This is a genomic window from Limnohabitans sp. Rim8 (assembly GCF_945901735.1).
GTDB lineage: Bacteria > Pseudomonadota > Gammaproteobacteria > Burkholderiales > Burkholderiaceae_C > Limnohabitans_A.
In genome coordinates this window covers 1-12,695 of record NZ_CAMDLM010000056.1, presented here as the reverse complement: position 1 = coordinate 12,695, position 12,695 = coordinate 1, and the positions used below count along the sequence as shown (strand labels likewise).

Genomic DNA, 12,695 nt, shown 5'->3' with positions numbered 1-12,695 from the left:
GGACGACGGCAGCGGCGTCATTTTCTCGGGCGTCATCCAACCGCCAGTGCTCGGGTCGTCACAAACCCCTGCTGAGGAACCCGTGGCCACCACCCCGGTGGCCGATCCGGCCGTGCAGACCCTGGCCGACGACGACCGCCCAGTCACCGTCAATGACGTGACCGTCAACGAAGGCTCGCCCTTTGCGGTGTTCACCGTGGGCGGCAAAGAAGGCCAATACGTCCAGCTCGACCTGCAGCCCACAGGCTCAGGCACGGGCCACGCCACCTTGGGCGCCGACACCGCCACCGCGCTGGAGTTCTGGAACGGCAACGCCTGGACGGCCTACACGCCCGGCACCTTTGTGCAGATCCCGGCTGACGGCGACGGCACCCCCAACGAAGCCGCCAACCTGCTGGTGCGTGTGGCCATCCAGCCCGACACGCTCAGCGACAACGGCGAGACCTACACGCTCACCGCCAGCAACACCGGTGGCGCCAGCGACACCGGCCTGGGCACCATCACCGACGACGGCACGGGCACGGTGTTTGACACCGCACCCAACCCGGCCACAGCCAACGCACCGGCCACGCCTGGCACACGGCCCACAGCCACCACCCCGGTGGTCGATCCGGCCGTGCAGACGGTTGCTGACGATGACCGCCCGGTCACCGTCAACAACGTCGAAGTCAACGAGGCCACGCCTTTCATCGTGTGGACCGTGGGCGCCAAACAAGGCCAGTACGTCCAGCTCGACCTCGCCTCCACAGGCTCGGGCGCGGGTCACGCCACCCTGGGCACCGACACCGGCACAGCGCTCGAATACTGGAGCGACAACGCCTGGACCCCCTACACACCGGGCACGCTGGTCAAGGTGCCCGGCAACAACCCATTGGCCGATGGGCAACTGCTGGTGCGCGTTGCGGTCAAGCAAGACAATCCCTACGAGGGCCGCGAACCCCTGAACCTCAAGGCCAGCAATGCTGGCGGGGCTTTTGCCCTGGGTGAAGGCGCCATCCGCGACGACGGCGAAGGCCAGTTGTTTGGCCCGGACAACCGCACGGCCACGCCGGATGCGCCGGCGGCCCTGAGCCTGACGGCACTCGACGACGACCGTGTAGCCGTTCCAGCGCCCCAGCAACTGGCCCCGGCTCCGGCCAGTGTCGAAGTTGCCGTGGCCCCCGCAACCTCACCGGCCCTGCATGTCCAGGAGGCTGTGGCCGAGGGACGTCAGGCCGTCTCCGTCACCGCACCGGGCAGCTCGGCCGGTTTGGTCACGTCGCGGGCCATCTCTGGCGTGGGCGAGGGGCGGAATGAATTGCACCGCACCGACGTGCTGATCGACAAGTTCGAGCGCGTCACCGACCCGCACCTTTATGTGTTGCCCCAGGTCAAGGACACCCGTGGCCAGGCTTTCGATGCCGCGTCGCCAAGTTACGCCTTGCAGTCCGGTTTGCTGGCCGACGAGCTGATGCTCAGCGGCTCCAAGTCGGGCGTCTTGAGGCTCAGCCAATCAGCCCTGGCCGATCCGGCCCTGGCCGGGCAGACCTTGGCCGACCAGACTTTGGCAGCGCTGACAGCGCAGCCCGCGACGGACGAGGCCGTGCAGCAAGCCGCTGCCGACGGCACAGACAACTTGGGCAACATGGGCGAGGCACAAACCCTGGCCCAAAAGCAGGCGCTGCACTTGGCCGCGTCCCGCGCGGCCCTCGCGGCCGAGCCAGCCGATGCACAGCCTGCCCAGGCGCTGGCACGCGGCCAGTTCGGCTTCAGCCAGCAATTGCAGATGAGCGCGGCCAAGCGAGGCACCCAAAGCAATGCCCAAAGCCACACCCCAAGCCACACGCCATGGGCCCGCCCCCTGGCCTGAACGACCACCCTCACAACCCCCTATTTTTCTGAATCACTGACGGAGCTCTCACCATGACACACCGCTTCCAAACCGCCCTCAAACCCGTGACCCTGGCCGTGGCCGCCTTCATCTTGGCGGGCTGCTCCAGCCTCACCCCCCACCCGCTCGAAGACAAAGCCGTGCGCGACCGCGCAGCGGCCGACCGCGTCAAGATGTTTGACCAACAAGAGCCCATCTCGGCGGCCATCACGCTGGACGAAGCGATTGCCCGCTCGCTCAAGTACAACCTGGACCTGCGCCTCAAAAAGATGGAAGTGGCCATCAACGAGCAGCTGCACGAGGTCTCCAAATACGACATGCTGCCCAACCTGGTGGTGGGCGCCGGTTACACGGACCGCAGCAACTACGCAGGGGGCGACAGCCGCCCGCTGTACAGCCCACAAGGCTCGCGTCCCGCTGAGGCCATGGCCCGCACCAACTCGTTCTCGACCTCCTCCGACATGGACCGCCGCCTGCGCTCGGTCGAGTTCAGCTGGAACGTGCTGGACTTTGGCGTCTCGTACTACCGCGCCAAGCAGCGTGCCGACGAATTCCTGATCGCCCAAGAGCGCAAGCGCCGCGTGATCCAGACCACCGTGCACGACGTGCGCTTTGCCTTCTTGCGTGCTTTGGCCGCGCAAAAGCTTGCCGGCGAAGCCGAAGCCGTGATGAAGCAGGCCGAGCAAGCCATCGAGCAGTCGCGTGCGGCAGAAAGCCGCGGCGCCATCCCGGTGCAGATCGCGCTGGCCTACCAGCGCTCGCTGGTGGACGCGGTGGCCCTGCTCAACACCCGCCGCCAAGAGCTGGACTTTGCCAAGGCCGAGCTGGCCGCGCTGATGTCTGCGCCCACCAAGCAGTTCACGCTGGCCGACATGCCCGAGCAAACCCTCAACCCCCTGCCCACCAACCTGGCGGTGCTGGAAGACACGGCGCTCCTGAGCCGGCCCGAGCTGCGCGAGGAGGACCTCAAAAAGCGCATCTCTGGCGACGAAACCCGCCGCCAGCTGATGCAAGCCTTCCCCAACCTCACGCTGGGCCTTGGCCAGCAATACGACAGCAACCGCCTGCTCTACAACAACGACTGGGTGGAGAACTCGGCCCGCATCTCGTGGAACCTGCTGCGCGTGCTCAGCGCCCCGGCCGTCAAGAAAGCAGGAGAGCGCCAGATCGAGACCGACGACGCCCGCCGCCAAGCGCTGTCGATGGCCATCATGACGCAAACGCGCATCGCCGCGCTGCGCTACGGCCTGGCCAGGAGCGACCTGGAGCTGGCGCAAAAGAGCATGGAAGTGGACGCCCGCGTAGCGGCTGTGGCCAAGAGCGGCGTGAGCAGCAAAGCCGAGACCGAGCTGGAGCTGGTGCGGGCCACCGCCCGCTCTGCGGTGTCCAAGTACCAGCGGGCCATTGCGTACGCCAACGCGCAAGCGGCGTACGCCCGCATCCAGCACTCGCTGGGGCAGGACTTTGAGCTGGGCGAGATCGACCAGCTGACGGTGGCGCAACTGGCGGGCAACGTGGGCAAGAGCCTGGCGGCCACAGAAAAGCAGCTGCCCACGGTGCTGCTGGCCAAGGCGGGCCCGCGCCCCAAGGTGCAGCTGTTCCTGGACGAGCAGCAAAGCGGCAAGGCGCTGCTGAGCGGGGTGCAGCAAGCGCTGGCGCGAGGCGGCTTTGATGTAGTGACCAACACACAACCTGACGCCCTGAAGCTGCAGGTGAGCCTTAAGATGGGTGATGCGGCCAAGGGCCTGAAGACGGGCGAAGTGGTGCTGAGCGAAGTGGGCAAGCAAAGCGCGAACTACACGGCCACGCTGCCGCAAGCGCCACGCGAGGCGACCTACAGCGCCATGGGCGAGGCGGCCATCACAGCCAACGTGGGCCACCTGCGCGAGTGGATCGCCAACCGCAAGTGAACGCCAAGAAACACACAACCCAATCTCAACCCCAACCCCAACCCCTAAAAAGCCATTTCATCCCAGGAGCTATAAAAAATGAAAGTCAAACGTCAAAAGCATACAAAACCCGTCATGCTCAAGACCCTGAGCGTGGCGGTCGGACTGACACTCGGATCTTTTGTCTGGGCAGACCCGGTCGTCATTACGGCACAACAAACCTCGCCGGTCACACTTGACGGAGGCGACAGCTTTGAGATCAGGTTGGGTGGAAGCATCAAGCTGGACGACGCCGTCCAGTTCGAGAACAGCGTCACAGTCAGTGGAACCAATAGCGCCATCTTGATTGATGGCTCCATTTATGGACGGGACGCGTGGTCGATCTATCTTGGCAGCGGATCGGTGCTCACAGGCGGCCTCACATTAAAGGGAGGAATCGGACCCGACCCCATCGCCAATGTCCCGGCAGGCGGTGTCGCCGATAAAGGCATTCGACTGGAGGGCGCAGCGATCAATGGTCGCTTTGTGAACAACGGCACCATAAATGTGCGCACAGAAACATTCCAAATGCTTCAAGGCTCCTACCTGGGCGGCAGCTTCCTGAATACGGGCTCAATGATTTCTCAAGTGGGGGGCATCCGGATCAAAGGCACCCTTGATAATGGTTTTGTAAACCAGGGGTTGATTTCTTCAAGCCCTTGCGCGATCGATGTAAGCTGTGGAAGCGCAAAAGGGGTGGAAATCAATGATGGCGGCGGCATAAATGGTGATTTCACCAACTCGGGAACAATTGTGTCTCAGGGCAGTGCCGTCGACGCCTCAAAAGTCACGTTCAACGGTTCAATAATCAACACTGGCACCGTCAGTTCCAGACAAACCACCTTTAAACTGGCCGGCTCTGTGTCATTTGGCGAAAATTTCATTGTGATTGAAAGATCTCCAACCAATATCAATGGTTCTTTCATCAACAGTGGGACTATTCAATCAATCAATAATCTGGCTGTTGAAATCACAAGAAGTATGGTGTCCGGCCATATCGTCAACGAGCTAGGCGGGGTGATTACGGCGAAGGCGCAAGCGGTAAGATTGGACAACGCGACCTTGAGCGGCAGCTTGTTAAACCATGGATCAATCAGCAGTGGAACAAATCATGCTGTGGCCATTGATGGGGGTGAATCTCAGATTCAGGGGTACATCGTCAATACAGGCACGATCTCGACTACCGGTGCTGGATATAAAGGCGTTAGGGTCGCAAGCAGCAGCGCATCAGTTTCCGGTATCACGAATATCGGCACCATCTCAGGTACTCCACCCAATTCCGGTGCTCGAATTGACATCGAACAAAGTGGTTCCTTAGGCACACTGAATAATTACCAAGGCGCTACTGGCTCTGGTGGTGTTGCTCTGTCCTACAGCAATAAACTTCCCACCTTTTACAACATGATCGCCTACGGCGACCGCTACGGCCAGTTGGCGGTGGCCTCTGGTTACACCGGCACGATGACCTTTGGCGTCTTTGGCGGTGATGCCACCTACAGCATTGCGCCTTCTCAGTTGCGCTCGGGCACTTACCAGAACGTGGTGACGGGCGTGGCCAAAGAGGCCTACACCAACATCTTCACCGGTGGTGCCTCTTTCGGCTCGTACAACGGCTTGGCGTGGATGCTGCGCGACGCCACCTACCGCTCGGGTGCTGCCACAGCCTGGGACCTGACCACGCTGAACTTCGGCCTGGACATGGCCGAGCCGCAAAGGGCCCTGCTGGAGCAGCGCCAGTCGGCCATCCGCACTGGCCTGGACCAGGACTGCAAGGCGTTCGACAAGGACAAGCTCTGCGTGTGGGTGCAGGCACGGCGTTCGGGCTTGGGTGACTCACAGGAAAGCGCAGGCGTGGTGACGGTGGCCAAGCGCATCAACGACGACGTGCGCCTGGGCGGCTTTGTGGACATGCCCCTGTCGGGCAACGAGGTGCGCGGCGTGCAAATGAAGTCGCGCTCACCGGTGCTGGGCTTGTTTGCAGCGTATTCGGAAGGCCACACTGGCACCGGCCTGCAAGCGCGTGCGGCAGTGGCCTACCAGGATGGCAAGGCCGACATCACACGCGACAGCTTGTTCGATGCGGCCACCCAGCTCACGGGCTCGGCCAAAGTGGTCAGCCAAGGCGCCTCGCTGCGTCTGGGCTGGGGCACTGAGCTGAACAACCAGGTGCTGGCGACGCCCTATGTGGGCGTGCGCTCGGCCAAGTCCAAGCGCGGTGCATACAGCGACGGTGTGGGCGCGGCAGACCCCTTGAACTTCGCGGCCTATGGCGAGCGCCGTGTGACGAGCTCGCTGGGTCTGGACTTCGATGTTAACCGTGGCCAAGACCTGAGCTACCGCTTGGGTTTGGGCGTGGACCGGGACACGACCAGAACGCTGGACCCTTTCCAGGCCACCAGCAGCCTCTTGGGTGAGCTGAGCTACAGCAACCAGCCCATGGCACGCGCCAAGCGGGTGTTCGGTGCGGCAGGGGTGAACTACATCATCGAGCCCAACAGGACGCTGACGCTGGACCTGCGTGCCAGCCAGATGGACTTTGGCAACAAGCTGGGCTACGCGATGCAGGTGGGCTACCGCATGGCGTTCTGAGCGCCAGCGGCGACCACCGCCCGTGAAGCAGTGCAGGGGCCTGAAAACGGCCCCTGTTTTTAACCCGCCATTTTCTGCTGCTTGCGTTGGAGCAGCAGCTGTTTGGCGCAGTCCAGCAGGCTGTCAAAGTGACCATCGGCCAGGGGATGGCCTGCAGCCGACTCGGGGTTGTCTGAATGCACCAGACAGGCGAGCCCCACCCCGGCCGCACGGGCCGCCGCGATGTCGCTCGGCTTGTCACCGATCAGCACAGAGTCGGTCAGTGACAGGTTCAGCTCACGGGCCGCTTGCAGCAGCAGACCCGGTGCAGGCTTGCGGCAGTCGCATTCGATGGCCAGCCCAGACACAGCACCGCTGGGGTGATGCGGGCAGTGGTACACACCGGCCAGCTGCACCCCTTCGCGCTCGAGCGCCTCGCGCATCGCACGCATCAGCGCCTGGTACGCCTGCTCTGTGAAGTGGCCACGGGCCAGGCCAGACTGGTTGGTCACCACCACCAGGGCGTAACCGGCGTCCTGCAACAGGCGCATGCCCTCGATGGCGCCGGGCAGAAATTCAAAATCTTCCCAGCGGTGCACGTAGCCCTTGTCCTGGTTGATCACGCCATCGCGGTCCAAAAAAGCCGCTTGACGCGTTGGGGGCCAATTGGAACCCTGCGGCTGGCGGATGCGTTGCACCAGCGCGGTGGTGGAGAAACCCTCCACAAACGGCAGTGCCACCGATTGCCCGCCCCAGCTGCGCACCACGCGGGTTTCTTCCAGTGTTTCCATGTCGTAGTCACCGCCTTTGACGTAAATGTCGGGGCGGATGGCACGCAGCAACTCGACCGGTGTGCGGGTCTCAAAAAAAGTGACCAGCCCGACAGACGCCAACCCCGCCAGCACAAAGGCGCGGTCCTGCGCCGCATTGAGCGGCCGGTCCGGCCCCTTGCCCAGCAAGCGGGCAGAGGCATCGGAGTTGACAGCAACCACCAGCGAAGCACCCATCTGGCTGGCCCGTTGCAGGTAACTCACATGGCCGCGGTGCAGCACGTCAAACACGCCATTGGTCATGACCCAAGGGCGCGGCAGCGTCGCCAGCCTGGCGGGCAGGTCTGGCGCCCAACAAATCTTGTCTTGCGGGCTCATCCTCTGAGTTCTTCGTAGCTGAGCGATGCCGTACCGAACTTGGCCACCACCAGACCACCGGCGCGGTTGGCCCAGTCCATGGCTTGTGCCAGGTCCAGCCCGCAGGCGACCATCAAGGCCATCGTGGCAATCACCGTGTCGCCTGCACCCGTCACGTCAGACACTTCACGTGCATTGGCCGGCACCGAGCTGACACGCTCGGCCTCAAACAGCGTCATGCCCTCTTCGGTGCGGGTCAGCAACAAGGCCTGCAGACCCAGCTGCTCGCGCAAGGCCAAGACCTTGTCGCGCAGTTGGGCCTCGCTGGACCAGCTGCCCACCACCTGCGCCAACTCGGAGCGGTTTGGGGTGATGACGGTGGCCCCCCGGTAGCGGTCCCAATCGCGGCCCTTGGGGTCAATGAGCACAGGCTTGCCGGCGGCGCGGGCCATCTCGATCATTTGGCCGATGTGGGCCAAGCCACCCTTGCCGTAGTCCGAGAGAAGCACAACATCATGGTCCGCCAGCAAGGCTGCAAAGCGCTCGACCATGCCAGCCAACACTTCATGCGAGGGCTCTTTTTCGAAGTCAATGTGGTGGCGTTGCCGCCGTCGAGCACAGCCACATCGCGCCGCAGGGGCTGCAGGCGTTTGAGCTGGCCGAATTGCTTGTTGGCGACCTGGTCACAGCTTTGCGCCCAGTAGCTCACGGCCGCGTAGCTGGCGCCGCAGCCGTTGGCCTGGTTGGGCGCAAAGTCCATGTCGACAAAACTGTTGTTTGCCGCGCCTGCAGGCACTTCCATTTGCAGGGCAAACAGGCGCTGGTCTGACGGGTTGGCCGGGGCCATGAGCAGGCCGCCCGCTTGGGCGCCAAAGCCGCTGAACTTGCTCACCTGTTCCACACGCGCAGCGCACTGCAAAATGCCGCGCTGCACCGCAGCCCGTGTCATGGCGTTGGGGCCTTCGTTGTTGGTTGCGGTGTTGGCGTTGGTCGGGCTGACGTTTGGGCTGCCGTTCGGGTTGACTGCAGGGCCCGTGCCAGAGGGGGCGCCGTCTTGCGCGTGGCTGAGCGCACAGGCCAGCAGGCCCAGCGGCAGCAACCATGTGGCAATTGAATGTTGGATAAACAGCATGCGCAATTTGTTTTCGTTTTTGATGAATCTAATCACTAAATTCGCTGAAAGTTCTAAATTGATGCCAAGATTAATCAAGACTTTCGCATCGAACAATCCTGCGATCGGATGATTTTTGAGGTTTTTGTTGGTTTTGCCACAGGTCCAGAACAGCGGTTGGTCCCCATTTTTTCGATGGACATGAGAACCGGCTTTTTGCAGCCGAGTTGAAGGCCAAAAAATCATTCGTTCGTAGGATTGTTGTCGCCCTTGTATTTGTCAAAAATCATTGCCTCTGTGCTTTTGAATTGGCAAATATGAAAAATAAATCGTTATGGGGCGCCGGTGTCGGCGCTTGGTTTGGCGTGGGGCTGTGCTCGGTGGCCATGTCGGCTGGTGCCCAAGCGCCTGCACCCGCTCTGGCTCCCGCTTCGCCACTGGCTTCGACCCCCGCACCCCGTGTGGTGGCGCCCGAGGACCGCATCTTGGTGCAGGCCTGGGCCGAAGCAGAGGCGGTGATTTCGAGCCCGATCGTGGGCTTGATTCAGCAGATGCCTTCGCGCATGGGTCAGCGTTTCGAAAAGGGTGACACGCTGGTGCAGTTCGACTGCACCGAAAACGAGGCCAAGGTGCAGATTGCGCAGTCGGAGTTGACGGCCGCGAGCGAGGCGCTGGAGGCGAAGATCCGGCTGAAGTCGCTGAATGCGGCGTCCGAGATTGAAGTGTCCACCGCCGCCGCGCAGGTGGCCAAGGCCGACGCGCAGCTCAGGCTGTCGCAGCACCAGGTCGGCCAATGTGTGGTGGCGGCGCCGTTCACCGGCTTTGTGGTGCGGGTGATGGGCAAGCCGTTCCAGACCGCCACCGTGGGCCAGCCTTTGCTGGAGGTGATTTCGGCCGGGGTGCCCAAGCTGCGGGTGAGTGCCAGCTCCCACTTGTTCACGCGCATCCGGGTGGGCACGCCGCTGCGGGTGACGATCGATGAGACCGGCATGGTCTACAACGCGCAGGTGAGTTTGGTCAATGCCCGCATTGACCCGGTCAACCAGACTTTCGAGATGGAGGCGCGGTTGTTGGGCTCGGCCAACCGTTTGTTGCCGGGCATGAGTGGCACCGCCGTGATTTCCGGGGCCGCGCCCGCGCCCGCGCCTGCTGCCTCCGGGTCCGCGCCCGCGCCTGCTGCCGTGCGGGGGCGTTGAGCATGAATGCCCCTCAAACCACAGCGCAAGCCACGCTGGCGCAGCCCAGTGCCTGGACGGTGCTGGAGCAACTGGCCACCAAAGCGCGTGCGGCCGACACCGAGCAGGCTCTGTTGTTTGCGGTGGCCAACGACACAAGGGCGCTGTTGCCGTACCGCACCGCGCTGGTGTTCACCGTGCACCACCAAGAGCCGATGCTGGGCTGCGCTTCGGGCCTGACTTCGGTGGACCGGCGCAGCGCTTTTGGCTCTTGGGCCGAGCATGCGGTCAGGGCGTTTTTGCCGCTGCTGGCGCAGCGCCAGCGCTTGAGCGTGCAGGATTTGCCCGAAGACCTGCGCGGGCCCTGGCAGGAGTATTGGCCGACTTCGGTGCAGGTGCATCCGATGCCCGGTTCAGGTGGCGAGTTGTTGGGGGTGGTGGTGTACGTGACCGATCAGCCCTGGCCCGAGGTGACGCTGCCCATGCTCAACGCATTGCACCAGATCCACGGCGTTTGCCTGCAAAACCTGCGGGCACAAAAAAAACCGTTCGACTTTTTCAGGAAGCTGGTGGATGGGCGCGACCTGAAGACACGCAAGGTGCTGCTGCGTTCGCTGGCCGCTTTGGTGGTGGCCATGCTGCTGCCGATCAGGCAGTTCGTGATCGCGCCGGCCGAAATCATCTCGCTCGATTCGATCGCCGTCACCTCGCCCGTGGAGGGCATCGTGGCCGAGTTGGCGGCCAAACCGAACCAGCCGGTCAAAAAAGGCGATGTGTTGATTCGCCTGGATGACACGGCTGTGCGCAACCGCTTGGAGTCGGCCCGGCAAGGGCTGGAGGTGTCGCGTGCCGAATTTTTGGCCGGGGCGCACCGCGCCTTTGTGTCGAACGACAAGACCGCCGAGGCGGGGGTTCTCAGGGGCCGCATCAACGAGCGGCTGGCCGAGGTGGCCTTTTTGCAGGACCAGCTGAAGATGTTCGAAATTCGGGCGGTGCGCGATGGCATTGCCGTGTACGGGCAAGAAAACGACTGGATCGGTAAGCCCATCAGCGCGGGCCAACGCATCATGGAGCTGACCGACAGCACCCAACTGGGTGTGAACGCCTGGGTGCCAGTGGCCGATGCGATCAACATGAGCGCGGGCCAAGACATTCATGTGTTGCTGTACGCCGACCCGCTCAACCCGATGACGGCCCGCGTGGAGCAGGCCAGTTACCAGGCCACCAAGTCGCCCGATGGTGTGGCCGCTTACCGCGTTCGCGCCGTTTTGCCGCCTCAGGACGATGTGCGTTTGGGCTTGCGTGGCAGCGCCAAGATCAATGGCGAATGGGTGGTGCTGGGCTATTTCATTTTCCGCCGCCCCTTGGGTGTGCTGCGTCTGTGGTTGGGGGTCTGAGCCATGGTGTCTCCTGTCGCAGCCAGCCCTGCTGGCGATGCATTGCCCCCACAAGACCCGATCTCGCGCCAGTTGCAGGCGCAAATGGCCCAGAAATTGGCGCTGCCGCCGCTGCGCGAAGACTTGGCTTTGCACCCCGGGGCCACCCAGCGCGATGGCTCGCCGAGCTGGACGATTGAAGACCCGCTCAAGGGCCGCTTTTTCCGGATCGGTTGGCTGGAGTTTGAGGTGCTCAGCCGCTGGCACTTGGGCCAGGCCCAGGCCGTGGCCCAGAGCGTGGCCGCCGAGACGCTGCTGGAGCCCTCGGTGGAAGAGGTGCTGGCGATCAAGCAGTTCTTTTTGCAGCACGAGTTGCTGGTCAACCGCGAGCTATTGCAAAAGGCTGCGCAGGGGCCGCTGCAGCAGCAGAGCATGGCCACCCAGGCGCTGCACAACTACCTGATGTTTCGCCTGCCGCTGGTCAACCCGGACCGCTTTTTGGACCGCTTTTTGCCTTGGTTTGCGCCTTTGCTGGGCCAAAAGGCTTTCACGCTGTCGGCCCTGGCGGGCTTGCTGGGCCTGGCGCTGGCGGTGCAGCAGTGGGACACATTTGTCTCGACGTTTGTCGAGACGCTGTCGTTTCAGGGGCTGCTGAGCTATTCGGTGGCGCTGGCTTTTGCCAAGGTGCTGCACGAGCTGGGCCATGCCTTCACCGCCAAGCGGCTGGGCCTGCGGGTGCCGCGCATGGGCGTGGCGATTGTGCTGCTGCTGCCCATGCTCTACACCGACACGGGAGAGACCTGGCGCCTGACGAGCCGACGCGACCGCTTTGCGATTGCGGTGGCGGGCATGCGCATCGAGCTCATGCTGGCGGCCTGGTGCACGCTGGCCTGGACCTTCTTGCCCGATGGGGCCTTGCGCGGGGCCATGTTCTTTTTGGCCACCACCAGTTGGCTCATCACGCTGGCCATCAACGCCAGCCCGTTCATGCGTTTTGACGGTTACTACATGATGTCGGACGCGACCGGCATTCCCAACCTGCATGACGAGGCGGGCAAGGTGATGCGCCACACGCTGCGCAAGCGCCTGCTGGGCTTGGGCGAGCCCGAGCCGGTGCTCGAAGGCGAGGCCCCGCCGCCCTGGTTGTTGTGGTTTGGTCTGGGCACGGCCGTTTACCGTTTCTTCCTGTTCGTGGGCATTGCCATCACGGTCTATCACTATTTCTTCAAGGCGCTGGGCATCTTTTTGTTCGCGGTCGAGATTTGGTGGTTCATCGCCAAGCCGGTCTGGGCGGAACTGAAGGTGTGGTGGAAGCAGCGGGCGCAGATCCAGCCGCGCCCAGTTTTGCGGGCGGTGTTGGCACTGGGGGCCTTGCTGATGCTGCTGGCCGTGCCCTGGCATGCCCAGGTGCAGGCCGAGGGCTGGGTGCGCTCGGCCCAGGAGTTTTCGGTGTATTCGCCGCGCCCTGCGCGGGTGCTGGCCATGCCGCAAGGCGGAGAGGCACGCACAGGCAGCGTGCTCGCTGGCTTGGAGTCGCCCG

Annotated in this window: 8 protein-coding genes and 2 pseudogenes; 6 read left to right on the top strand and 4 right to left on the bottom strand. The window is 63.3% G+C overall.

Annotated elements, in window-relative coordinates; genetic code table 11:
- From Q0O99_RS17145 to Q0O99_RS17135, 3 genes are all read left to right on the top strand, one after another.
- Window positions 1–1,849 (top strand): hypothetical protein (locus Q0O99_RS17145; RefSeq protein ID WP_293753187.1); only part of this gene is annotated, 1,849 nt, incomplete at its 5' end.
- 53 nt (window positions 1,850–1,902) lie between these two features.
- On the top strand, window positions 1,903–3,780 hold the full coding sequence (locus Q0O99_RS17140; RefSeq protein ID WP_293753186.1) for a TolC family protein: 1,878 nt from the start codon (window positions 1,903–1,905) through the stop codon (window positions 3,778–3,780).
- Window positions 3,781–5,199: 1,419 nt separating this feature from the next.
- Window positions 5,200–6,387 (top strand): autotransporter outer membrane beta-barrel domain-containing protein, encoded by a 1,188-nt coding sequence (locus Q0O99_RS17135; RefSeq protein ID WP_293753185.1) that lies wholly within the window; start codon window positions 5,200–5,202, stop codon window positions 6,385–6,387.
- Window positions 6,388–6,446: 59 nt separating this feature from the next.
- On the opposite strand, the pseudogene gmhB reads toward Q0O99_RS17135, so the two are convergent.
- The 4 genes and pseudogenes from gmhB to Q0O99_RS17545 form a co-directional block, all read right to left on the bottom strand.
- Window positions 6,447–7,004, bottom strand: a pseudogene (gene gmhB, locus Q0O99_RS17130) (D-glycero-beta-D-manno-heptose 1,7-bisphosphate 7-phosphatase); the annotation flags it as partial.
- Between the two features lie 45 nt (window positions 7,005–7,049).
- A pseudogene (locus Q0O99_RS17125) lies at window positions 7,050–7,514 on the bottom strand (adenylyltransferase/cytidyltransferase family protein); the annotation flags it as partial.
- Complete coding sequence (locus tag Q0O99_RS17120; RefSeq protein ID WP_367185259.1) at window positions 7,511–7,972, bottom strand: bifunctional heptose 7-phosphate kinase/heptose 1-phosphate adenyltransferase; 462 nt, start codon at window positions 7,970–7,972, stop codon at window positions 7,511–7,513. The gene Q0O99_RS17120 and the pseudogene Q0O99_RS17125, both read right to left, overlap by 4 nt.
- Window positions 7,951–8,625, bottom strand: a complete 675-nt coding sequence (locus tag Q0O99_RS17545; RefSeq protein ID WP_367185258.1) for a hypothetical protein — start codon at window positions 8,623–8,625, stop codon at window positions 7,951–7,953. Before Q0O99_RS17545 ends, Q0O99_RS17120 begins: the two co-directional genes overlap by 22 nt.
- A 296-nt stretch (window positions 8,626–8,921) precedes the next feature.
- Between Q0O99_RS17545 and Q0O99_RS17115 the strand changes: the two genes are divergently transcribed.
- The 3 genes from Q0O99_RS17115 to Q0O99_RS17105 all read left to right on the top strand — a co-directional run.
- A complete protein-coding gene (locus Q0O99_RS17115; protein WP_293753184.1) occupies window positions 8,922–9,800 on the top strand; it encodes an efflux RND transporter periplasmic adaptor subunit in 879 nt (292 codons plus the stop codon).
- 2 nt (window positions 9,801–9,802) lie between these two features.
- Window positions 9,803–11,176, top strand: coding sequence for an HlyD family efflux transporter periplasmic adaptor subunit (locus Q0O99_RS17110; RefSeq protein WP_293753183.1), 1,374 nt, complete (start codon window positions 9,803–9,805; stop codon window positions 11,174–11,176).
- Window positions 11,177–11,179: 3 nt separating this feature from the next.
- On the top strand, window positions 11,180–12,695 hold a 1,516-nt coding region (locus tag Q0O99_RS17105), incomplete at its 3' end, for a site-2 protease family protein (protein WP_293753182.1).

Coding starts and splice junctions, on each gene's coding strand:
- Q0O99_RS17545 (WP_367185258.1), bottom strand. CDS start 8,625: ATGCTGTTTATCCAACATTCAATTGCCACATGGTTGCTGCCGCTGGGC.
- Q0O99_RS17140 (WP_293753186.1), top strand. CDS start 1,903: ATGACACACCGCTTCCAAACCGCCCTCAAACCCGTGACCCTGGCCGTG.
- Q0O99_RS17135 (WP_293753185.1), top strand. CDS start 5,200: ATGATCGCCTACGGCGACCGCTACGGCCAGTTGGCGGTGGCCTCTGGT.
- Q0O99_RS17115 (WP_293753184.1), top strand. CDS start 8,922: ATGAAAAATAAATCGTTATGGGGCGCCGGTGTCGGCGCTTGGTTTGGC.
- Q0O99_RS17110 (WP_293753183.1), top strand. CDS start 9,803: ATGAATGCCCCTCAAACCACAGCGCAAGCCACGCTGGCGCAGCCCAGT.